The organism is Marinobacter salsuginis, assembly GCF_009617755.1.
GTDB classification, from domain to species: Bacteria; Pseudomonadota; Gammaproteobacteria; order Pseudomonadales; family Oleiphilaceae; genus Marinobacter; species Marinobacter salsuginis.
Genome location: NZ_BGZH01000001.1, coordinates 728,852 through 751,149, shown reverse-complemented (window position 1 = coordinate 751,149; position 22,298 = coordinate 728,852). Strand labels below are relative to the sequence as shown.

Here is a 22,298-nt window from a genome sequence, read left to right as displayed (position 1 = left end):
TCCCGGGCTTATTGCGGTTCGCGCTGGTGCCAGTCGGTCACCTGCTGGAATTGATGGGCGGCGTTCAGCAAACGGGCCTCTGAGAAATAATCCCCAATGATCTGCAGGCCCACCGGCAGACCGTCCACGAAACCGGCCGGCACAGACATGGCCGGAACACCCGCCAGGTTAATGGCGATGGTGAAGACGTCCTCCAGATACATGGTCACAGGATCACTGGTCTTCTCGCCCTGGATAAAGGCCGGCGAGGGCGTGGTCGGGCTCATCAGCACGTCCACTTCCTTGAAGGCATTGATGAAATCCTGCTGGATCAGCCGGCGAACCTTCTGGGCCTTGAGGTAATAGGCATCAAAATAGCCGGCGGACAGGGCGTAGGTGCCCACGAGAATCCGACGTTTCACCTCTTCTCCGAAACCCTCCGCCCGGGAGCGGGTGTACAGATCCATCAGATCCTTCGGGTCCTCGCAACGGTAGCCATAGCGCACACCGTCAAACCGTGACAGGTTGGCAGAAGCCTCGGCCGGCGCGATCACGTAATAGGCGGCAATCGCTAACTTTGCGTTTGGCAGCGACACTTCTTTAACCGTGGCGCCCAGCTTCTCGTATTCCTTGATCGCGTTGCGAACCTGCTGCTCCATCGCCGGACTGAGCTGGTCGCTGAAATATTCCTTAGGCAGGCCGATCTTCAGGCCTTTTAAAGGCTCGTTCAGCGTGGCGGTGTAATCCGGCACCTCGCGGTCAATGGACGTTGAGTCTTTCGGATCGAAGCCCGCCACTACGTTCAGCATAAGCGCATTGTCTTCTGCTGTGCGGGCCATGGTGCCACCTTGGTCCAGACTGGAGGCAAAGGCAATCATCCCGTACCGGGATACCCGGCCATAAGTCGGCTTCAGCCCGGTAACACCACACAGCGCCGCCGGCTGACGGATCGAACCACCGGTGTCCGTGGCCGTCGCCGCCGGAGTCAGTCGAGCCGCAACCGCCGCAGCCGACCCGCCAGACGACCCGCCCGGCACACGTTTGTTGCCTTCGCTCAATCCCCATGGGTTGGTCACGGCGCCAAAATAACTGTTCTCATTGGACGACCCCATGGCGAACTCGTCCATGTTGGTCTTGCCCAGGCATACCGCGCCCGCCTGGCGGAAATTCGCCGTAACGGTCGCGTCGTAGGGCGGAACAAAATTCTCCAGCATCTTCGAACCACAGGTGGTGCGAACGCCGTTGGTACAGAAAATATCCTTGTGCGCGAAAGGAACTCCGGTCCAGGCCGTGGCATTCCCCGCTGCCCGCTGCTCATCCGCCATCCGGGCATCAGCCAGCGCCTGCTCCTCGGTCACGGTAATAAAGCTGTTGTACTTCGAATCTTCCCGCTTAATGCGGTCGAGGAACTCCTGCGTCAGCTCAACGCTGGACACCTTGCCGCTCTCCAGATCCCGGGAAAGCTCTGCTACAGATTTGCTATGCATGACGTTTCCTTTCACTCAATCACTCGGGGAACCAGATAAAGCCCGTTCTCGGTAGCCGGCGCAATCGCCTGGAACGCCTCCCGCTGATTGGTCTCGGTTACCTCGTCCGCGCGCAGGCGCTGGACCGCATCCAGCGGATGGGCCATGGGCGCAACCGAATCGGTGTCGGCCGCACCCAACTGATCAACCAGATCCAGGATGTTGCCCAGATCCTTCTCCAGAGCCGAAACCTGCTCGTCATCCACACGAATGCGGGCGAGCACAGCGACTTTCTCAATGTCCTCACGGGAAATGGTCACGCATTGCCTCCCAGGTAAATGAAATGTCGGTAATAAAAGAAGCCGGAATTTTGCACGGGGTCCGGGGGTGGTTGGAAAAGGCTGTCCAAAACTGTTGAGGGCCATGGATGGCCCGAATCAAGCGCACACGGATGTGCTTGTAGCGTGTTTTGGACAGCCTTTTCCAACCGCCCCTGCACCCAAATAAAGATTAAGGGCAGTATGGTAACAGATTCGAACAATGGCGGGAGGCCCCAGCCCATAAGGTAAATGTGTGAACCGTAAGGCGTGAGGCCCGCTAGCGCCTTGCCTGCAGGGGTGCTCACTGCTAAAGTTGCCGCATCTTTTCTTTGCGACTGCAACTCTCAGGTTGAAACTACACGAATGTTGATAAAAAGACTCCGAGGCATCTTCTCCAGCGATCTGTCCATCGACCTGGGCACCGCCAACACCCTCATTTACGTGCGTGAGCGCGGAATCGTGCTGAACGAGCCCTCGGTAGTGGCCATTCGCACCAACAACTCCCAAAAAATGGTCGCCGCGGTAGGCGCCGAAGCCAAACGCATGCTCGGCCGTACACCGGGCAACATTACCGCCATTCGCCCAATGAAAGACGGCGTAATTGCAGATTTCGTGGTAACCGAGAAAATGCTCCAGCACTTTATTCACAAAGTGCATGAGAACAGCTTCATTACCCCGAGCCCGAGAGTACTGGTGTGTGTTCCCAGCAAGTCTACCCAGGTAGAGCGCAAGGCCATCCGCGAATCCGCCCTCGGTGCTGGTGCCCGGGAAGTCTTCTTGATTGAAGAGCCCATGGCTGCTGCTATCGGTGCCGGCCTTCCGGTTGAGGAAGCCAGCGGTTCCATGATCGTCGACATCGGTGGTGGTACCACCGAAATCGCCATTATTTCCCTGAACGGCATCGTCTATGCCGAATCCGTGCGGGTTGGTGGTGACAAGTTCGACGAAGCCATCGTTACCTACGTGCGCCGCAACTACGGCAGCCTGATTGGCGATTCGACCGCCGAGCGCATCAAGCACGAAATCGGCTGCGCCTACGAAGGCCTCGAAATTCGTGAGATCGACGTGCGCGGTCGCAACCTTGCAGAAGGTGTGCCCCGGGCATTCACCCTAAACAGCGAAGAAATTCTCGACGCGCTGCAGGAATCCCTGGCGCAGATCGTTCAGACCGTCAAAAGTGCTCTTGAGCAGTCTCCGCCCGAGCTGGCCTCCGACATTGCCGAGCGCGGTATCGTACTGACTGGTGGCGGTGCTCTGCTGCGCGGGCTGGATAAATTGATCAGCGAAGAAACCGGCCTGCCGGTGATCATCGCTGAAGATCCGCTGACCTGTGTTGCCCGTGGTGGCGGCAAGGCGCTGGAAGTGATTGATCGGGGTGGCATCGGAATGTTCTCCCAGGAGGGATAATCCTGTGGGGAGGGCTCGCCATTAAAACCATCTTTGTCCAGGGGCCTGTTCCCGGTTTCAGACTCCTCATTGTTCTTCTCGTATCGGCAGCCCTGGTGGTTGCCGATGCGCGTTTCGACAAGCTCTCAACCGTGCGAAGCACCATCGCCACCGGCCTGGCCCCTGTGTACTGGCTGGGCAATGCGCCTTACGAATTCACCGACTGGGTCGCCGGGCTGTTCGAAAACAAACAGGATCTGCAGGAAGAAAACGAAGATCTCCGCGCCCGTTTGCTGATCCTTGAACGTCGCGCCCTCAAATACGCCGCCCTTGCGTCGGAGAACAACGAGCTGCGCCGCCTGATGAATTCCTCCGAAGTTCTGGATGATCGGGTGATTGTCGGTGAGGTTGTCGGCGTTTCCCCGGATCCCTTCTCCCACGAAATCATCATCAACAAGGGCCGTAGCGACGGCTTGTCGCCGGGCCAGGCAATCCTGGATGCCCATGGTCTGATGGGGCAGGTGGTGCAGAGTAGTCAGATCACCTCTCGCGTTCTGCTGGTTTCTGACAGCAGCCACGCGGTGCCCGTGGAGGTAGTGCGCAACGGCCTGCGCGCAATCCTGCTGGGCACCGGTGATACCGATACCCTGGATCTCGTTCATGTGCCGGACACGGCCGATATCCGTGAGGGCGATCTGCTGGTCAGTTCCGGGCTTGGCGGACGTTTTCCGAGGGGGTACCCGGTTGCGGAAGTCAGCCGTATTTCCAAGGAACCGGGCGAACCGTTTGTTTCCATCGAAGCGTCGCCCAAAGCGCAGCTGAACCAGAGCCGTCTTGTACTGGTGGTATTCCCGCCGGAGAATGCCTCTCCGATCGAAGTCGAGGTGGTCGAGGGTGAGACTGCCGCTAACGCCGAGAATGACGGCAACCAGGGAGGGGAGGACTGATGTTATCCGTAATCAGCTATCCGGTTTTCGCGCTCTCCGTGGTTGTTGCACTGGTGTTCAGTATTTCCCTGTTTCCTGTGGGTTGGTTCGAGTTCCGCCCGGAGTGGCTGGGGCTGGTGGTGTTCTATTGGACATTCCGGGCTCCGGCCCAGTTCGGAATCCTCCTGGCCTGGTGTCTGGGCTTGTTGCTGGATGTGCTCGAAGCCACTCCCCTTGGCGTCAATGCCATGGCCATGGCGCTGATCGCCTTTCTGGTGCTTACCATCCATCAACGTCTGCGCATGTATCCGATGCCCCAGCAGTGCCTGATGGTGTTCCTGTTGCTGGGCATCAATCAGATGCTGGTGCATTTCGTGAAGCAGCTGCTGGGGGCCGATGACGCCGGGTTCAGCTACCTTTGGCCGGCCCTGACCAGTGCCCTGGTGTGGCCGGTATTCTGTATCCTGCTGGACAACATTAACCGCAAACTGGGTTAGCCATGCCATCCATCATTCTTGCTTCGGCTTCGCCGCGCCGGGCGGAGCTGTTGCAGCAAATCGGCCTGAAATTTTCGGTTCGTCCGGCGGACATCGACGAAACAGCGGAAGTCGATGAAACGCCGCAACATTATGTGGAACGTTTAGCCCGGGAGAAGGCGCTGGCTGTGGCCGAATCCGCGCCGCAATGCCTGGTTCTGGGGTCGGACACTTCAGTGGTGCTCGATGGAAGAATCCTTGGTAAGCCCACAGACGCGGCGGATGCCCGGGAAACCCTGGCCCGTCTTTCGGGCGCGACGCACCAGGTGATGACTGCCGTGGCGCTGGCCAACGATGGGCAATGCCAATCCGTTCTGGTCACAACGGAAGTCTGTTTCCGGGATCTCTCCTCCGAAGAGATTGATGCTTACGTGGCCAGCGGCGAACCCATGGACAAGGCCGGAAGTTATGGAATTCAGGGCCTTGGTGGTATTTTTGTTAATGAGCTCCGGGGTAGCTACAGTGCCGTGGTTGGCCTGCCGCTGCAGGAAACCGCCGCGTTGTTGGCTGGTGCCGGTTACCCGGTCTGGAAAAACTGGCCGCGCAGTCTGGAGAGCCAAACATTATGAGTGAAGAGATTCTTATCAACGTCACCCCGGTGGAAACGCGGGTGGCTCTGGTTGAAAACGGCATGCTGCAGGAAGCCTACATAGAGCGCACCAGCAGGAAAGGCATTGTCGGTAACATTTACAAGGGCAAAGTGGTGCGTGTTTTGCCGGGCATGGAAGCCGCGTTCGTCGATATTGGTCTGGAACGGGCTGCATTTATCCATGCCTCCGATGTGGTTCCGAGTCAGTCCAATGGCGATGAGCCTGCCGACACCCCGAAGACCGTCCCGGATATCCGCAGCCTGCTCCGGGAGGGCCAGTCCCTGGTGGTTCAGGTTACCAAGGACCCGATTGGTACCAAGGGCGCCCGTCTAACCACCCAGCTTTCAATCCCTTCAAGGTATCTGGTGTTCATGCCCGGCGTCAGTCACGTTGGCATTTCGCAGCGCATTGAGGATGATGCCGAGCGAGCGCGCCTGAAAACCCTCGTCGAGGAGGCGGCAGCGGCAGATCAGGATGTTCAGGGTGGTTACATCATCCGGACGGCTGCAGAAGCGGCCTCGCCTGAGGACCTGATTGGCGATATGGCCTATCTGCACCGGTTGAGCCAGTCCATACAAGAGCGAATTGCCCGGGTTCAGGCCCCGGCCGTTGTATACCAGGATTTGCCGCTGTTTATCCGCACCATCCGTGACCTGATCCGACCGCAGACTGAAAAGGTACGCATCGACAGCCGCGAGAGCCACCAGAGGGTGATGGAGTTTGTTGAAGAGTTCGTTACGGAATTCGCCGACAAGGTAGAGTACTACCCCGGCGAGCGGCCCATCTTTGACCTCTACTCGGTGGAAGATGAAATCCAGAAAGCCCTGAGCCGAAAGGTCCAGCTCAAGTCCGGCGGTTATGTGATCATCGACCAGACCGAGGCCATGACCACTATCGATATCAACACCGGCGCGTTTGTTGGTCACCGTAACCTGGAAGAGACCATTTTCAAGACCAATCTGGAAGCAGCCCGGGCGATCAGCCGCCAGCTTCGGTTGCGGAACCTGGGCGGTATCATAATCATCGATTTCATCGACATGGAAGATCCCGAGCACCAGCGCCAGGTGCACCGGATGCTGGAAAAGATGCTGGAACGGGATCACGCCAAGACCAAGATTACCGGGGTGTCCGAGCTGGGCCTGGTGGAAATGACCCGCAAGCGCACCACCGAGAGCCTGGGCCAGGTGCTTTGCGAACCCTGCCCGATCTGTGACGGACGCGGTTTCCTGAAAACCACCGAAACCGTGTGTTATGAAGTTTTCCGGGAAATTCTTCGGGTCAATCGTGCCTACGATGCCGAAAGCTATCTGGTGATGGCCTCCCAGAGCGTGGTGGACCGCCTGCTGGATGAGGAGTCTGACAACGTCGCCGATCTTGAGACTTTCATCAGCAAGACCATTCGGTTCCAAGTGGAGCCGTTCTACAGCCAGGAGCAGTATGATGTGGTTCTGCTCTGAACCCGGGAAACCGCGCCGGTTACCGGGTTAAGGGGCCTGGATGTCCTCCGCTGATCACGAACCGCCGCTTCCGGAGAACCTGCCCGAGAGTCCTCCAGTTCGGCTATTGGCGCGGCTAGCCAGTCTGATCTGGTGGATGCTGTTGGCTCTGCTTGTGCTCCTGGCACTGTACGCCGGGCTTGGGCGCCAGCTAACCCAGAATGTGGACAGCTTTCGCGATGATCTGGCACAGGAGTTGTCCAATCGACTGGGCCATGATGTCAGCATCGGCGGTCTTTCCTCCCAGTGGTACTGGCTGGATCCTGCATTCACCGCTCGGGACATTCAGATCAGTCACCCTGATACCGGCGTCGTTGTAGCGAATCTCCAGCATCTGAACATCCGTTTTGATGCGCTCGCCTCGCTGACCCGCCTGAGGATCGTCTTTGAGGACTTCCAGGCAGACGGTCTTGAGCTGACCGTCAACCAGGAACGGGGTGGTGACGTCGCTGTGAGGGGGGCGGACATACCGGAACCAGTGAGCAACCAGTTGCAGGAGTGGCTGGAGCTTGCCGGCAACTGGCTGTCCGATCCCTATGTGAAAATCACCCGGGTCAATTTGGGCATCCGGGATAATCAGGGCAATCTTCGTCACCTGGACATTCCCCAACTGGACCTTGATTATCGCCGTGGCTTGTTTCATGCGTCTGGCCGCGCCATGCAGTCCGGTACCACCCAGCAGTTGGCCAGCTTTGCTTTGGTAGGTCGTCACTTTTTTCGGGGCGATTTTACCGGTCAGCTGTACCTTGATGTGGATTCCGGTCGGCTGTTCGATGGGCTGATCGACGAATACCAGTGGCGGACGCTTCGGGTGGAAGGGTTCGATCTTGGCGGCGAGGCCTGGCTCACGTTCCGCAACGGCCTGCTGCAACAGGTGACCGGAACCGTTCGAACACCCTACCTGCAACTGGGTGTCGGGTACGAATCCCTGGCGCCCCTGGAGGATATCCAGGCCAGATTCGGCTGGCGTCGCCACGATAGCGTGATGACCGATGAAACCCTGGTCGAAACCGGCGCCTTCGCACTCGGGGAGTGGCACCTGAAGCAGCTCCAGTGGACCTGGGATGGTGACGTGGTTTCCCCCTTCAGCCTGAGGCTGGCGCCGTCGGATGGCGGCATGTCCGTGATCGCCGATGCCCTGCCACTCGCGCCCACCCGCCGCCTTGCGGCCAGGCTTCCGATACTCCCGGAGCGCGCGCTCCGTGCTCTGGGAAACTATCGCCCGGGCGGTTTCCTTGATCAACTGAAGATCTTCTTCCCCGATGGCGCACCGGAGGATTTCGAGCTCTCGGGACGTTTGCGCGAGGTCAGCGTGAGGGCCCACGGCGGCGCACCCGGCATCACCTCCGCCAACGGTGAGATCTTTCTCGACAGGCAAAAGGGCTATGTCCGAATTGCGGCGGGGCAGTCTCCTGTCTCTCTCGAGTTTCCCCAGCTTTTCGGTGGCGCCTGGTCCTTCCCGGAAATTGAGGGGGACGTGGCCTGGCAGCTGGATGGTGCCATTACCCGGGTCTTTTCAGACGGCGTTCGAATGCGTTATGGCGAAGCCACAGAACTCGACGGTGCTTTTGACCTGAGGATGGATCGCGAAGGCGAGGACAACCTTGGTCTCAAGGTTTCGGTGAAAAACGGCAATGCCGGGATGCTGGCAGACTTTGTTCCGGTCAAAGCGGTCAATCAGGGACTGTATGACTGGCTTACCACGGCGATCCTTGAGGCCGATATCACCTCGGGAACCTTCTTCGGCCATGGCCAGATAGGCTCGGATGCTCCGAAAGGGTCCTTTGTGACGTCCATGATCTATGAGTTTGACCAGGCGTCCGTTCGTTACGATGACGCCTGGCCAGTAGTCACAGGCGCCCGGGGCAATGTCAGGGTTCATAATGGTGATACCTTGGTCCGTCTGGAGGAAGGGCGAACCGGAGGCCTGGATCTGGCTTCCGGAACAGTCCGGGTTATTCCCTCTGATCAAGGTACCCGAATAAGGGTGGATGCCTCGGCTCGGGTGCCGGGCGAGTCGGTTGGTTACTGGATGGAAAACAGTCCGTTGGGTGATATGGCAGGGACGGAGGCTCAAAAGCTTCAGTACCGCGGTCAGTATCAGCTGGATCTGGGCATTGATCTGCCGCTGGGCTCGGACCAGCTGCCCGTGGTTGAAGCGAGTATTGCCGTCGAGGAGGGCGCGGTGTCCTATCCGGCCGCCGGGCTGGAATGGCAATCGGTTCGTGGCGCGCTGACCTATCACAGTGAAGATGGATTCTCGGGTGGCCCCCTGGCTGCAGAGTTTTTCGGCGAGCCGGTAACCATCGCCTTCAGCAAGGCCCGCGCCGGCAATGCACTCAGCATTCGCCAGTCCGGCTCTCTCCGGGTACCGGAAGTGTTCGCCAAAGCCGGGCTGTCAACGGACTCCGGGTTTGGTCTGCAGGGTAAAGTTGCCTACAGCGCCGAACTGGATGTAGGAGCCCAGTCAACATCCGGAATTCGCGTTCGCTCCAGTCTAGAGGGACTGTCAGTGGACTGGCCGGAGCCGCTGTCAAAAACAGCGAGTGAGGCCGCTCCGCTGCGGGCCACGATCAATCCATCCGCTTCCGGCGGTCTCGGCATTACCGGTGATTGGGAAAACCGGGCTACGTTCGATCTGTTGTGGAAAGAAACCGGGTTTGATCTGCGCCTGGGGCGGCTCTATCTTGGCCCAGAGGTCCTGAGCGACATCGAGATCAATGCGCTCGACCTTGATGACCGCTGGGTGGTCAACACCAGTTCCCGACGCGCCGAAGGCCGGTTGGTGATTCCGACGAGCGGCGAGACAGTGAAGGCTGATTTTCAGGTGCTACGGCTCGTCCGTAGCGAGACCCCCCGTGAGGAGTCCGAAGAATTATTAACGCTGGAAGAACAGCTGGAAGCCTTCCGGGCGCTGGACATGGGCAGTTGGCCAGATATCGATGTGTCGATCGCTGAACTTCGGCTGAATGAAGAATCCCTAGGGCAGTGGGCCTTCCGGCTTCGCCCTGAGCCTTTCCGGCTGCAGGTGAACGACATCGAGGGTCGCCTCAACTCCCTGACCCTGCTGGGAGATATGACCTGGAGCATCGTCGGAGACCGTGAAACCAGCCGGTTCAAAGGCTCGATAAGCGGTGGTGCCCTGTCGGACTTGAATGAATTGTTGAATGCCGAAATGCCGGTTACCAACGAGGGCACGAACATCGAGCTGGACCTGGACTGGCCCGGCCGCCCGGATGAGTTCTCCATACCCGAACTCAGCGGTTCCGTAAGCCTGCGACTGGATGAGGGGGTCATCCTTGAACGAAACAACACAGCTCAACTGTTCCGTGTCTTCAATCTGCTGAACTCCGACACACTCTGGCGCCGGCTGAAGCTCGACTTCTCTGATCTGTATGAGCGGGGCGTGGCCTTTGACGCGATCTCGGGGAAGGCGCAAATTATCAACGGATTGCTGACCATGGATCCGGAACTTCAGATTGTGGGCCCATCGGGCGCTTTCAAGCTCAGTGGTACCACCAATATGGCCAGCGAAGATCTGGATATGCGACTTGTGGTTGTGTTACCTCTGACCCAGAACTTACCCCTGGCCGCTTTGCTTATGGGGGCAGGAGCGCCGATTGGCGGCGCTCTGTTTGTACTGGACAAGATTCTGGGCGATCCTCTGAGCAGGCTGACCAGCGCAACCTACAGTGTGACCGGTACATGGGATGAGCCGGAGGTGGATCTGCAGCGGGTCTTCGATACCGGTGAGTGAGTTTTCTGTTCGGCAATAGCGGAGGCAGTTATGAGCAAGCGTGTTTCCAACCGGGTTGCGGCCATACAGATGGTCAGCGGCCATGATATCGAGGCCAACCTGGCTGAAGCGCAAAAGCTGTTGAAGGAGGCCGCCGCAGAGGGGGCTTCTGTCGCGGTGCTGCCAGAGAATTTTGCAGTTCTGGCCACGTCTCAGATGATCGATTGTGGCCGTCAGGAAGCCGGCCCTGAGCCCGTAATCAGAGCATTTCTGGCGGAGCAGGCCCGAAAGCACGGAATCTGGATCGTGGGCGGATCAATGCCTGTGGCCAAGCGACCGGATGGTTCTGAGATCGAAGATCGGGTTCGGGCGACCTGCCTGGTGTTTGGCGATCAGGGCCGGGAAGTTGCCCGCTACGACAAGATCCACCTGTTCGACGCCATGGTCGAAGACGCCCATGGCCAGTATCGGGAATCCGACACCTTCGAGCCCGGCGAGCAGGTGGTGACCGTGGACACGCCCGCTGGGAAGCTGGGGCTGGCGATCTGTTACGACCTGCGCTTCCCGGAGCTGTTCCGGCTGTTGCGGGAGCAGAATGTGGACTGGATTTGCCTGCCGAGCGCTTTTACCTGGCAGACGGGTGATGCTCACTGGTATCCGTTGATCCGGGCGCGGGCTATCGAAAACCAGGTATGGGTAGTGGCGCCGGGCCAGGGTGGTCAGAACAGCGAGCGCCGGCGCACCTATGGCCACAGCCTGATCTGTGATCCCTGGGGGCGGGTGGTGACGGAAATGGGTGAAGGCCCGGGACTGGTTGCCGCCGAGCTGGACCTGGATCAGGTGGCCAACCTGCGCACCCGGATGCCAGTGTGGGAGCACCGTCGGCTCAAAGGCTGAAAGCAGGGCAGATGAACCGTCATCTGCCCCTGACTTCACAGGTTCACATCGCCTCAGCGTCGTCGATGCATTCCCGAAGGTACCGGAAGAGTTTTCGGGCCTGGCCGGTGTTCTTTTGCTTCTCTACATCCTTGCGGGCGTTGCGGGCAAGGTTGCGCAGATGCTGCATGTCGGCGCTGGGGCAATAGCTGAAGAATTCCCCAACAACCGAGTCCCCTTCCGAAATCATTCGATCCCGCCAGCGCTCCGCCAGGTGATGCCGGCGGGTGTGCTCTTCGCTACCGGCGTCGAAGGCATCAATGGCTTTTGCCAGGGCCTCGGGATCATCTTCTTGGCGAATCACCTTGCCGATGTATTGCAGATGCCGCCGTTTCGCCTCGTTCTGGCGGATGCGCCGGGATTCTTCGATGGCGGCACGAAGTGTGTCGCTGATCGGCAGCGTTTCCAGCTGATCATTGCTCAGATCGAGCATCCGCTTGCCAAGATCCTGCAGGGCATGCATCTCCCGTTTCAACTGGGATTTGCTGGGACCGTCGTATTCTGGCGCGTCGTTGTCTTGGTGATCTTTCATAAATCCGACATCCGTTTAAGCATAGAAAATCGTCGCAAGGCCGAGAAACGCCATAAAACCGACCACGTCCGTAACGGTCGTGAGAATCACGCTGCCTGCCAGGGCCGGGTCGATGTTGCGGGATTTGAGAAACAGTGGCAGGACCGTGCCGACGAGGGCAGCTGCAACCAGATTGATCACCAGCGCGGCAGCGATAATGGCTCCTATCAGCAAATCCTGGAACCAGAGCATGGCGGCGCCGGCAACAACGGCGGCCCACAGCATTCCATTCAGGATGCCCGACAGGAACTCCCGGTTCAGCAACCATTTTACATTGGCACCACTGATTTGCCCGACCGCCATCCCTCGGATGACGAGGGTGAGGGTCTGGCTGCCGGCAATGCCGCCCATGCTCGCGACGATAGGCATCAGCACCGCCAGAGCGACTACCTTGGCGATGGTTTCCTCGAATAAACCGATCACCGCCGATGCAATCAGGGCGGTGATCAGGTTGATTCCCAGCCAGACGGCGCGGCGGCGCGATGTCTTCCACACCGGCGCGAAGGTGTCCTCGTCCTCGTCCAGACCGGCCATGCTCATCAGGGAGTGGTCAGCATCCTCCCGGATAACGTCTACCACGTCGTCGATGGTGATGCGGCCCAGAAGCCGGCCTTCCTCGTTCACCACCGGCGCCGAGATCAGATCGTAGCGTTCAAACAATGTCGCTACCTTGGTGTCGGAGAGGCTTACGGGAATCGGCTCGATGTCGGTATCCATCACTTCCCGCACGGTGGAGGCGGGGTTGGATACCAGCATCTTGGTAATCGGCAGCATGCCAATGAAATCATCCCTCCGGCTCACCACGATCAGACTGTCGGTCATGGGGGGAAGGTTGCGGTGTCGGCGCAGGTAGCGGAGTACAACGTCAATACTGATGTCCGGACGCACCGTGATGGTGTCCGTATTCATCAAGCCGCCGGCGGTGTCCTCCGGGTAGGAGAGCACTTCCTCTACCCGTTGCCGGTCCTGCTCGTCCATGGTCTCCAGGACTTCCTGGATAACCGTATCCGGCAGCTGCTGCAGCAGGTCCGCCAGGTCGTCGGATTCGAAATCCTCGATGATGTCGGCCAGTTCCTGGGCGTTCAACTGGCTCAGGAAGTAACCCCGGATATCATCGCTGAGATACTGGAGAACCTCGCCCTCCAGCTCTTTGTCTACCAGGTTCCAGAGCAGGGCACGCTGGCGGGGCGGAGAGGATTCGAGCAGATGGGCAATATCACTGGGGCTCAGGCCACCGTTCAGGATGCGGGCAACCTGTTTCAGTGCGCCACTGTCCAGGGCCTCGCTCAGTGAGCGAAGGCGCTGGCGGGCCTGGCTTTTTTCCAGAATATCGGTCATGTGTTTATTTTACTCACCTTCGCCGAAGTAATCGTTGATCAGTTCGGCCAGGGCCTCTATGGCCTGCTCCTCATCCGGACCATCGGCAATAAGCTCCACATCGGTCCCTTTGCTGGCGGCCAGCATCATCACCTGCATGATGTTTTTTGCGTCTACATCCCGGCCCTTGCCACTAATCCGCACACTGCTGTCGAATCTGGATGCCGTGTTAACGAGTTTGGCCGTGGCGCGCGCGTGCAAACCCAGCTTGTTGATAATGGTAATCGGGCGGCGAATCATGGTTCGATCAGATCTCTTCCCGGGTCTGAAGGTGTGGCAGTTCGGTATGGCGTACCTGCACATTGCTGTAACGCTGCCGGAAGTAGTCGCCCAATTGCTCGCAAACATACACTGAACGGTGCTGGCCGCCGGTACAGCCAATGGAAATCGTCATATAGCTGCGGTTGCTGTCTGCGAAAGAAGGCAGCCAGGTATCCAGGAAGGCCTTCAGGTCGTCGATCATCTTCCGGCTCGCCGGTTCTTTTTCCAGAAATTCGATAACCGGCTGATCCGTGCCCACGTACTTCCGCAGACTGGTATCCCAATAAGGGTTGGGCAAACAGCGAACATCGAAAACATAGTCGGAATCCAGCGGTACTCCGTGCTTGAAGCCAAACGACTGGAACAGCAGTGCCAGCTCCTGATCCTTCCGGCCCACAACTCTCTGCTTCACCATATCCCGAAGTTCGTACATCGACATACCGGTGGTGTTCACATACAGGTCGGAAAGCTTGGACAGTGGTTCAAGCAGCTTCTTCTCGCTGGTAATGGCTTCCCTGAGGGAGGTCTTGTCGTCACTCAGCGGGTGTTTTCTGCGGGTGGCGTGGAAACGCTGGAGAAGTGACTGCTCGTCGGCATCAAGGAAGATAATTTCAACGGTAACCCCGGTCTCCTGGAGGCGCCGGTAAATTTCCTCGAAATTGGCGAGCTCGCCGGAAAGGTTGCGCGCATCAATGCTGACCGCCATCTTGCCGAGCCGGCCGGGCTTGGTCTGGCTCGCTGCTTCCCGGGTGAGAGGAAAGAGCAAGCCAATGGGAAGATTGTCGATGCAGTAGAACCCGAGGTCCTCCAGCACATGAAGCGCGGTACTTTTACCCGAACCGGACCTGCCACTGACGATAATCAGCTTCATGACCAAATCACCTCCACTGCAATGAAAATCAGCCGCCTGAGGCGGTCATGCGCTGGTACAGCGTGCCGGCGTCCTCACATTGCCGGAGGCGATCACAGAACGACCGCTCATTGAACTTCTCCGCCAGTTGGCTGAGCAGCTCCAGGTGTTCGCTGGTTGCCTCTTTCGGGACGATCAGGGCAAAAATCAGATCCACCGGCTGATTGTCGATGGCATCGAACTCAACGCTTTCTTCGAGCGTCATCAGCACGCCCACCACGTGATCAAGGCCCTCCAGGCGACAATGGGGAATGGCGATCCCCTGGCCAATGCCGGTACTGCCCAGGCGCTCACGGGAAATGAGGTTGTTGAAGAGTTGGGTCTCGCTGAGCGTATTGTCCTGGTGGTTTATTTGCTCGGCAATAAACTCCAGGGCCCGTTTCTTGCTGGACGCAGGTACCCTGCAGAGGGTGAGCTCCGGAACAAGGATAGTGTCTATGGTCAGGGATGTGTCGCTCATGGATCGACTGCGTTTCCGTTAAAAAAAAGGCTGCGACACGTTGTTCATGTCGCAGCTCGATTAGATGACTTGCATGAAAACAGCCAGTTAGCGAGAGCCGTTTCCGTGCATCCGGTCTACATTCTTTTCCTTGTGCTTGAGGATCTGGCGGTCCAGTTTATCGATCAGGGCATCGATGGCTGCGTACATGTCCTCGTTTTCTGCCTTTGCGTGAATCTCACCACCAACCACGTGCAACGTGGCTTCCGCAATCTGGCGCACCTTTTCCACTTCCAGGGTCACCTGGCAGTTACTGATGTGGTCGAAGTGACGCTCGAGCTTTTCGAACTTCTCTGAAACGTAATCTTTCAGTGCGGGAGTCAGTTCTACGTGATGGCCTGAAATATTGAGTTGCATAGGCGTCTCCTGTTGTCATCGTGCCGGCTCCCGGGAGCCGGTCTGGGTGCTGGCGCATTGTGCGCCGGCGAATACGGTGTTGCGTCCCGCACCAGGGTATTCAGACCAGCCGCTTGCGCTCGTTGGACGGCGGAATGTGCATGGCCTCCCGGTACTTGGCAACGGTGCGTCGCGCAACCTTGATTCCCTGTTCTCCTAGCATGGCTGCAATTTTACTGTCGCTCAACGGCTTTTTGGGCGTTTCCGCAGCAATCAGCTTCTTGATCATCGCCCGGATGGCCGTGGAGGAGCATTCACCGCCCTCGTCAGTGCTGACGTGGCTGGAGAAGAAATATTTCAATTCGAAAATGCCCCTGGGGGTATGCATGTATTTTTGGGTGGTTACCCGTGAAATCGTCGATTCATGCATTTCTACCGCCTGGGCGATGTCTGAAAGAATCAGCGGCTTCATGGCTTCTTCGCCGTGATCCAGGAATCCCTGCTGGTGTTCGACAATACGGGTCGCCACTTTCAACAGGGTCTCATTGCGGCTCTGCAGGCTCTTGATAAACCACTTGGCCTCCTGCAACTGATCACGCAGGTAGGTGTTGTCGGCACTGCTGTCCGCACGCCTTATAAGTGAAGCATAGCTGGCATTCACCCGAATGCGCGGGGCAATTTCCGGATTCAGCTCAACACGCCAGCGGCCATTGTGCTTGCGAACGATAACGTCCGGAATGACATAGTCGGGTTCGGCGCGATCAATCACGTCGCCCGGCCGCGGGTTAAGGCCGGTGATCAGAGCCAGAACCTCTCGCAACTGGTCTTCTTTCAGACGGCTGCGCCGCAGCAACTGGGCGTAGTCACGGTTGCCCAGCAGATTGATGTAGTGGGTAATCACCAGTCGCGCCTGGGCCAGCCAGGGCGTCTCGGGTGGTAGCTGGTTGAGCTGGATCAGCAGGCATTCCTGCAGATCCCGGGCAAACACCCCTGGCGGATCAAAGTGCTGGAGGCGGTGCAAGACGGCTTCCACTTCATCCAGTTCCAGAGGGTCTTCCTCGTTCTCATCCAGCAGTCCGGCGTGGATTTCTTCCAGAGGGCTGGTGAGATAGCCGCGCTCATCCACAGCGTCCATCAGGGCATGGGCAATGGCCTGGTCCCGTTCACTCAGCGGGGTCAGATTGAGCTGCCATTCCAAGTGATCCTGAAGTGTTTCGGTGGGCGAGTTGCGGGTCTCGAAATCGTGATCGTTCTCGTCGTCGTTGCGGGCGGCCGGCGCGGGCGCGGACTGGTAGATGTCGTCCCAAGCGGTGTCTACCGGCAGGTCGTCCGGAATGTTGTCCGGAATGTCGTTCTCGGAGGACCAGTCCGGGCCGTTCTCTGATTCGTCCCAGTCGCTCGAAGGTTCCGGCGCTGACTCGGCCGCGGATTCTTTCTCGCTAGTCTCGCGCTCGTCGTTCTCGGAGGTTGCGTCAGCCTGATCATCGTCCTCGGATGTCTCCAGCATGGGGTTGGATTCCAGTGCCTGCTGGATTTCCTGTTGGAGGTCGAGGGTGGAGAGCTGGAGAAGCCGGATCGCCTGTTGCAGCTGGGGCGTCATGGTCAGGCTCTGACCCAGCTTTAACTGTAAGGAGGCTTTCATAACCATGGTTCAGGATCCGTCACTCATCAGCGCTTTGTGTCATAAGTCGTGAAAAATTCTATATATGCCGGTTACTTGCCGTCGTTTTATTTTACCCTAGCAAGTTCTTTGCCGAGTTTACTTGCTACAGGTCATCAAAACAATGAGCCTTTCGGTGTCACAGCCTGAATTCATCGCCCAGGTAGACTTCCTTGACTTGCTGGTTGGCCAGGATCGCATCGGCATTGCCGGAGGCGATGATGTGGCCTCCGGAGACAATGTAGGCGTTCTCGCAGATGTCCAGGGTCTCTCGCACGTTATGATCGGTAATCAGTACGCCAATACCCTTGTCACGCAGATGCCGGATGATGTGCTTGATATCGCTTACGGATATCGGATCGACACCGGCGAAGGGCTCATCCAGAAGTATGAAGGCCGGTTCCATGGCCAGCGCCCGGGCAATTTCCACCCGTCGCCGTTCACCGCCCGATAGGGCCATCCCAACGCTGTCCCGGATATGGGTTATGTGGAATTCTTCCAACAACTCCTCGAGTTTTTTCTCTCGATCCGCTTTGCCCAGCCCCCGACGGGTTTCGAGGATCGCCATGATGTTGTCGCGTACCGACAATTTACGGAACACCGAGGCTTCCTGGGGCAGGTATCCGATGCCTTGCTGGGCGCGTCCGTGCATCGGCAGTGGCGTAATATCCCGGCTGTCGATGGTGATACGGCCACGATCGGCAGGGACCAGCCCGACGATCATGTAGAAGCAGGTGGTTTTCCCGGCGCCGTTGGGGCCAAGCAGCCCCACTATCTCCCCACTGCGAATTTCCAGGGAAACATCGATCACCACTTTTTTCTGCTTGTAACTCTTTGCCAGGTTACTGGCTCTCAGAACTGCCATCGGTTTCCTGTCTGTCAGTGCGTCTGTCGGCGCTGCGTGGCTGAATCACCATCTCTACCCGGCCGCTGCCTTCGCCCGTGTCTCCGCCGCCTTCAGCGGTCACTACCCGGCCGGCGGTATCATAATGAATGACGTCGCCACGGAACAGGTTGCCATTCTGCTCGATGACTGCTTCCCGTTCAAAGGTCAGCCGACTGTCGGTGGCTGACCAGGTAATGTTCAGGGCGCGTGCATCGGTTTCTCCTTCGCCCTCTCGCGCCGGCTGCCGGTATCTGGCCGGGGTGCCGGAGGCTTCGATCCGGCTCAGCCCGTCCTCGGAGCGATAGAGGACCACCCGGTCCGCGTTCAGCCGAGTGGTGCCCTGCTCAAGTTCTACATCCCCGGTGTAGGTGGCAATGCCCTGACCGTCATCGAGGCGTGCATTGTCTGCGGTAACCTTGATGGGGGTGTCGGAATCAAGGTCGAAAGCCGCCGCCGGGCCGATCATCGCGGCTGTCAGCAGGGCAACCAGCAAGCGCCGGTATCGGTTAGTTTCCGGTTTCATAGCGTCCTTCCACCTGGGAGTTCAGTTCCAGAATCCGCTCGTCTATCCACGCTTTCATGCCCGTGGCCCGGGTAATACCGGTAACGTCGCGTATTTCTACGGGTGCATCTGTATATACCATGCCCCGGTCGTTATCCAGGGTCAGGGTTGATGTTGTCAGGGTGGCGTCCCGTTCTCCAATCGTGCGCTGAATCCGGACATTGTCCGTCAGGTACACCAGGTTCTGGTTCTGTAGCAGGCTGCCATTCTCGGCTTCAACAATCCAGGGTAGGGCGCCGTCGCCGCCATAGAGTTCGGCACGGGGAGAGTCCATGGTAGCCAGGTTGCCTTCCTCGAACTGTTCGATGCGAGGGCTGGAGAACCGGATCTTCAGGTTCCCTGATTCGTCGAAGGAAGTGTACCGACCATTCACCACAAAGCCGTCCGGCTCGGCATCGCCCCTCAGCGCCGCTGCCTCATCATCGATGACCGGCGGCTCATCGCTTTGCCAGAGCAAAAAGACGGCTGCCACAACGGTGCCAGCCAGCGCCAGGGTTCGCAGCCAGGGCCGGTCCGGTAGCCAGTTCACGCCTCGGGCTCCAGATAGGGTGCCAGTGTAGAATCAAGCTTGCCGTGGGCGGTAAGCAGCAGATCGCAGGCTTCCCGCACCGCACCTTCTCCGCCTCGAGCGTGGGTGCAGTAGTCGGCATGTTGCTGCACCAGCCAGTAACCGTTGGGTACGGTGATGCCGAGCCCGGCGAACCTTAGTGCCGGCAGGTCAGGCAAATCGTCGCCCATATAGGCGATGGCTTCCGGTCCAATGTCCATGGTGCTGACAAGCTCCTGCAGGGCCACTTTCTTATCTTCGCGCCCCTGCATAAGGTGAGGTATGCCAAGATCCCGCATCCGTTTCTCAGTCAGCGGCGACTGCCGGCCGGTAATAACGGCGACGGTAATGCCGGCTGCCATAAGCTGTTTCAACCCCAGGCCGTCGAGGATGTTGAATGCCTTCAGTTCATCGCCGTTGGCGCTGAAGTAAAGCTTGCCATCGCTCATAATGCCGTCGACATCGAGGGCAATCAGTCGGATTCTGGCAGCCTTTGTAAGCAAGGAGTTCGGCCATTGGTGCGTCATATCACATAGCTCCCCATAGCCCTTAGATTACGCCGGCCCGCAGCAGGTCATGCATGTTGATGGCGCCAACCAGAGCACCTGCGTCGTCCGTCACCGGCAGGGCATTGATCTTCATTTCCTCCATGATATTGAGCGCTTCCGCCGCAAGATGATCGGCCTGAATGGTTTTGCCATTCCGGGTCATCACCTCGCTGATGGGGGTACTATGAATGTCCACTGACCGATCCAGGGTCCGGCGCAGGTCACCGTCCGTAAATATTCCGGTGAGGGTGCCCTCCTGATTGACGACGGTGGTCATGCCAAGCCCCTTGCGGGAGATTTCCAGGAGTGCGCCACTGAGAAGTGTGCTCTCGTTGACGACCGGAATCTGGTCACCTGTGTGCATGATGTCGGATACCCGGAGCAGAAGCCGGCGCCCCAAGCTGCCGCCGGGGTGCGAGAAGGCAAAATCCTCGGCACTGAAGCCGCGAGCTTCGAGCAGGGCAACTGCAAGAGCGTCGCCCATGACCAGGGTGGCCGTTGTCGAGGAGGTGGGGGCAAGGCCCAGGGGGCAGGCTTCCACCATCACGCTGACGTCCAGGTTGGCGACGGCTTCCCGGGCCAGGATGGAGCTGGCATTGCCTGTCATGCTGATCAGGGGGGCACCCATGCGTTTGATCAGCGGCAGAATGGTGACCACCTCGCTGGTGCTGCCACTGTTGGAGATCGCAATCACCACATCCTGAGGCGTGATCATGCCCATGTCACCGTGGCTTGCCTCGCCGGGATGCACGAAAAAAGAGGGCGTGCCGGTACTTGCCAGGGTGGCCGCAATCTTGTTGCCGATGTGGCCGGATTTTCCCATGCCGGTCACCACCACGCGGCCCTTGCAGTTCATGATGACTTCGCAGGCCCGGGTGAACTGGTCGTCGATCCGGTTCTCAAGGGCATCAATGGCGTCGCGCTCGATGCGGATGGCGCGTATGGCAGAGGATCGGAAATCGTTAGGTGTCGGTTCGGTCATCGGGCTTTGGGCCTGGCTGTCGGGACATTGAAAATGTTGGGCAGAGTATACCATTTCCACCCGGCAACGATGCCCGCTTACCGAAAGTTCAGTCAAACTGATCATTGCTATCAGTACATTTTGGGCTGTTTGGATTGAGCTTGAACGCTCCTTGGCATAATGTAGCCCCTCTTTGAAAGGTAAGGACTATGAATTCGCCGGCTTACATATCGCTCAAGGATGTCGTGTTCTCCCGCTCCGGGCGCCGTATCTTCGACGGTGTCAGCCTGGACATTCCGCGCGGAAAGATTACCGCGATCATGGGGCCCAGCGGAACCGGTAAAACCACACTACTGCGCCTCATTGGTGGTCAGCTCAAGCCGGATTCCGGCAGTATCGTGGTGGATGGTCATGAGGTCCCGAAGCTCAAGCGTAAGGCCCTCTACAGCCTCCGCGAAAAGATGGGCATGCTGTTCCAGAGTGGGGCACTGTTTACGGATCTGAGCGTGTTCGAGAACGTCGCCTTCCCGCTTCGGGTTCATACAAAACTTCCGGAAGACATGATTCGCGACATCGTCCTGATGAAGCTGGAAGCCGTTGGGTTGCGTGGTGCCCGACAGTTGATGCCCTCGGAATTGTCCGGAGGCATGACCCGCCGCGTGGCTCTGGCCCGAAGCATTGCCCTCGATCCGGAGCTGATCATGTACGACGAGCCATTTGCGGGCCAGGACCCGATTGCCATGGGCGTTCTGGTCAAGCTGATCCGTGATCTGAACGGTTCCATGGGGCTGACCAGCGTGCTGGTCTCCCACGACGTGCCCGAGTCCCTGAGCATCTGCCATCACGCCTGCATCATCTCGGACGGCAAGGTGATCGGTGAAGGCACGCCGGAAGAGTTGCGGGCCCATCCCTCCGGGCAGGTGCAGCAGTTCCTCCAGGGGCAGCCAGACGGCCCGGTGCCGTTCCATTACCCCGCGGATGGCGCCGCTCAGGACTTCGGGTTGTCCGGGGGTGCCTCTTGATCGAAAGAATTGCGTCCTTCGGTCGTCTCGGGCTTGATATAGTCTCCTCATTCGGCCGATCCGGTCGTTTCCTGGCGGGCGTTCTGGGAGGGGTGCCCAGGCCGGCCACCGGTTTCCCGCTCCTGCTGAAACAGCTTTACGCTGTTGGTGTGCTGTCCCTGGCCATCATCGTGGTGTCCGGTCTGTTTATTGGCATGGTCCTCGGGTTGCAGGGGTATACGATCCTGAGTGATTACGGTTCTGAAGCGGCCATCGGTCAGATGATAGCCCTGACTCTGGTGCGTGAACTCGGGCCTGTTGTGACTGCGCTATTGTTTGCGGGCCGGGCGGGCTCGGCGCTGACAGCTGAGATCGGTCTGATGAAAGCCACCGAGCAACTGTCCAGCATGGAGATGATGGGCGTGGACCCGCTGCGGCGGGTTATTGCGCCCCGGCTCTGGGCCGGGTTTATCGCCATGCCGGTGCTTGCCGTGATTTTCTCGGTGGTCGGTATCTGGGGCGGAATGCTGGTGGGTGTAGACTGGCTAGGCGTGTTTGAAGGTTCCTTCTGGGGCAACATGCAGTCGTCGGTGGATTTTGTGGATGACGTCCTGAACGGCGTCATTAAAAGCGTTGTTTTCGGCTTTGTCTGCGCCTGGATCGCGGTTTATCAGGGTTATGACTGTGTGCCGACCTCGGCAGGTATCAGTTCGGCGACCACCAAAACCGTGGTGTACTCCTCGCTGGCCGTGCTGGGGCTGGATTTTGTGCTGACCGCTGTGATGTTTGGCGATTTCTGAATCATCGA

23 protein-coding genes are annotated in these 22,298 nt (G+C 58.6%); 9 read left to right on the top strand and 14 right to left on the bottom strand.

Annotated features, from left to right (window positions below):
• Window positions 1–8 precede the first annotated feature (8 nt).
• Together gatA and gatC are read right to left on the bottom strand one after the other, a co-directional pair.
• Window positions 9–1,466: an Asp-tRNA(Asn)/Glu-tRNA(Gln) amidotransferase subunit GatA gene (gene gatA, locus GJU83_RS03430; protein WP_153633702.1), complete on the bottom strand. Its 1,458-nt coding sequence runs from the start codon at window positions 1,464–1,466 to the stop codon at window positions 9–11.
• Window positions 1,467–1,477: 11 nt separating this feature from the next.
• Window positions 1,478–1,765, bottom strand: coding sequence for an Asp-tRNA(Asn)/Glu-tRNA(Gln) amidotransferase subunit GatC (gene gatC, locus GJU83_RS03425; protein WP_069183061.1), 288 nt, complete (start codon window positions 1,763–1,765; stop codon window positions 1,478–1,480).
• Between the two features lie 366 nt (window positions 1,766–2,131).
• Here gatC and GJU83_RS03420 point away from each other — a divergent pair, with 366 nt between their 5' ends.
• The 7 genes from GJU83_RS03420 to GJU83_RS03390 are packed head-to-tail and all read left to right on the top strand — an operon-like array spanning window position 2,132 to window position 11,332.
• On the top strand, window positions 2,132–3,172 hold the full coding sequence (locus GJU83_RS03420; protein ID WP_008170134.1) for a rod shape-determining protein: 1,041 nt from the start codon (window positions 2,132–2,134) through the stop codon (window positions 3,170–3,172).
• Between the two features lie 29 nt (window positions 3,173–3,201).
• Entirely contained in the window at window positions 3,202–4,098 is an 897-nt protein-coding gene (gene mreC / locus GJU83_RS03415) for a rod shape-determining protein MreC (RefSeq protein WP_083231768.1), read from the top strand.
• Window positions 4,098–4,574 (top strand): rod shape-determining protein MreD, encoded by a 477-nt coding sequence (mreD, locus tag GJU83_RS03410; protein ID WP_069183063.1) that lies wholly within the window; start codon window positions 4,098–4,100, stop codon window positions 4,572–4,574. Before mreC ends, mreD begins: the two co-directional genes overlap by 1 nt.
• Window positions 4,575–4,576: 2 nt before the next feature.
• Window positions 4,577–5,182 carry a Maf family protein gene (locus tag GJU83_RS03405; RefSeq protein WP_069183064.1) on the top strand — a complete coding sequence of 202 codons (606 nt, stop codon included), beginning with the start codon at window positions 4,577–4,579 and terminating at the stop codon, window positions 5,180–5,182.
• Entirely contained in the window at window positions 5,179–6,660 is a 1,482-nt protein-coding gene (rng, locus tag GJU83_RS03400; protein WP_069183065.1) for a ribonuclease G, read from the top strand. Before GJU83_RS03405 ends, rng begins: the two co-directional genes overlap by 4 nt.
• Window positions 6,661–6,700: 40 nt before the next feature.
• Window positions 6,701–10,456 carry a YhdP family phospholipid transporter gene (locus GJU83_RS03395; protein ID WP_069183066.1) on the top strand — a complete coding sequence of 1,252 codons (3,756 nt, stop codon included), beginning with the start codon at window positions 6,701–6,703 and terminating at the stop codon, window positions 10,454–10,456.
• A gap of 30 nt (window positions 10,457–10,486) precedes the next feature.
• Window positions 10,487–11,332: a carbon-nitrogen hydrolase family protein gene (locus tag GJU83_RS03390; protein ID WP_153633701.1), complete on the top strand. Its 846-nt coding sequence runs from the start codon at window positions 10,487–10,489 to the stop codon at window positions 11,330–11,332.
• 43 nt (window positions 11,333–11,375) lie between these two features.
• Here GJU83_RS03390 and yjgA read toward each other — a convergent pair whose 3' ends face one another.
• The 12 genes from yjgA to GJU83_RS03330 form a co-directional block, all read right to left on the bottom strand.
• Window positions 11,376–11,903 (bottom strand): ribosome biogenesis factor YjgA, encoded by a 528-nt coding sequence (gene yjgA, locus GJU83_RS03385; RefSeq protein ID WP_069183068.1) that lies wholly within the window; start codon window positions 11,901–11,903, stop codon window positions 11,376–11,378.
• 15 nt (window positions 11,904–11,918) lie between these two features.
• Window positions 11,919–13,280 (bottom strand): magnesium transporter, encoded by a 1,362-nt coding sequence (gene mgtE, locus GJU83_RS03380; protein ID WP_069183069.1) that lies wholly within the window; start codon window positions 13,278–13,280, stop codon window positions 11,919–11,921.
• A 9-nt stretch (window positions 13,281–13,289) separates the two neighbouring features.
• Window positions 13,290–13,559: an HPr family phosphocarrier protein gene (locus GJU83_RS03375; protein WP_069183070.1), complete on the bottom strand. Its 270-nt coding sequence runs from the start codon at window positions 13,557–13,559 to the stop codon at window positions 13,290–13,292.
• Between the two features lie 7 nt (window positions 13,560–13,566).
• Complete coding sequence (gene rapZ, locus GJU83_RS03370) at window positions 13,567–14,451, bottom strand: RNase adapter RapZ (RefSeq protein WP_069183071.1); 885 nt, start codon at window positions 14,449–14,451, stop codon at window positions 13,567–13,569.
• A gap of 28 nt (window positions 14,452–14,479) precedes the next feature.
• Window positions 14,480–14,950, bottom strand: a complete 471-nt coding sequence (gene ptsN, locus GJU83_RS03365) for a PTS IIA-like nitrogen regulatory protein PtsN (RefSeq protein ID WP_069183072.1) — start codon at window positions 14,948–14,950, stop codon at window positions 14,480–14,482.
• An 87-nt stretch (window positions 14,951–15,037) separates the two neighbouring features.
• Window positions 15,038–15,346 carry a ribosome hibernation promoting factor gene (gene hpf, locus GJU83_RS03360; protein WP_008170154.1) on the bottom strand — a complete coding sequence of 103 codons (309 nt, stop codon included), beginning with the start codon at window positions 15,344–15,346 and terminating at the stop codon, window positions 15,038–15,040.
• Window positions 15,347–15,446: 100 nt separating this feature from the next.
• A complete protein-coding gene (locus GJU83_RS03355) occupies window positions 15,447–16,967 on the bottom strand; it encodes an RNA polymerase factor sigma-54 (RefSeq protein WP_069183667.1) in 1,521 nt (506 codons plus the stop codon).
• Between the two features lie 157 nt (window positions 16,968–17,124).
• Window positions 17,125–17,850 (bottom strand): LPS export ABC transporter ATP-binding protein, encoded by a 726-nt coding sequence (lptB, locus tag GJU83_RS03350; RefSeq protein ID WP_069183073.1) that lies wholly within the window; start codon window positions 17,848–17,850, stop codon window positions 17,125–17,127.
• Window positions 17,828–18,394 carry a lipopolysaccharide transport periplasmic protein LptA gene (lptA, locus tag GJU83_RS03345; RefSeq protein ID WP_069183074.1) on the bottom strand — a complete coding sequence of 189 codons (567 nt, stop codon included), beginning with the start codon at window positions 18,392–18,394 and terminating at the stop codon, window positions 17,828–17,830. Before lptA ends, lptB begins: the two co-directional genes overlap by 23 nt.
• Window positions 18,378–18,962 (bottom strand): LPS export ABC transporter periplasmic protein LptC, encoded by a 585-nt coding sequence (gene lptC / locus GJU83_RS03340; RefSeq protein ID WP_069183075.1) that lies wholly within the window; start codon window positions 18,960–18,962, stop codon window positions 18,378–18,380. The genes lptA and lptC overlap by 17 nt, the downstream gene beginning before the upstream one ends.
• On the bottom strand, window positions 18,959–19,507 hold the full coding sequence (locus tag GJU83_RS03335) for a KdsC family phosphatase (RefSeq protein ID WP_069183076.1): 549 nt from the start codon (window positions 19,505–19,507) through the stop codon (window positions 18,959–18,961). The genes lptC and GJU83_RS03335 overlap by 4 nt, the downstream gene beginning before the upstream one ends.
• 22 nt (window positions 19,508–19,529) lie before the next feature.
• Window positions 19,530–20,510 (bottom strand): KpsF/GutQ family sugar-phosphate isomerase, encoded by a 981-nt coding sequence (locus GJU83_RS03330; protein ID WP_069183077.1) that lies wholly within the window; start codon window positions 20,508–20,510, stop codon window positions 19,530–19,532.
• Between the two features lie 188 nt (window positions 20,511–20,698).
• Here GJU83_RS03330 and GJU83_RS03325 point away from each other — a divergent pair, with 188 nt between their 5' ends.
• Both GJU83_RS03325 and mlaE read left to right on the top strand, forming a co-directional pair.
• Window positions 20,699–21,511 (top strand): ABC transporter ATP-binding protein, encoded by an 813-nt coding sequence (locus tag GJU83_RS03325; protein WP_069183078.1) that lies wholly within the window; start codon window positions 20,699–20,701, stop codon window positions 21,509–21,511.
• Entirely contained in the window at window positions 21,508–22,290 is a 783-nt protein-coding gene (gene mlaE / locus GJU83_RS03320) for a lipid asymmetry maintenance ABC transporter permease subunit MlaE (RefSeq protein WP_069183079.1), read from the top strand. Before GJU83_RS03325 ends, mlaE begins: the two co-directional genes overlap by 4 nt.
• Window positions 22,291–22,298: the final 8 nt, after the last annotated feature.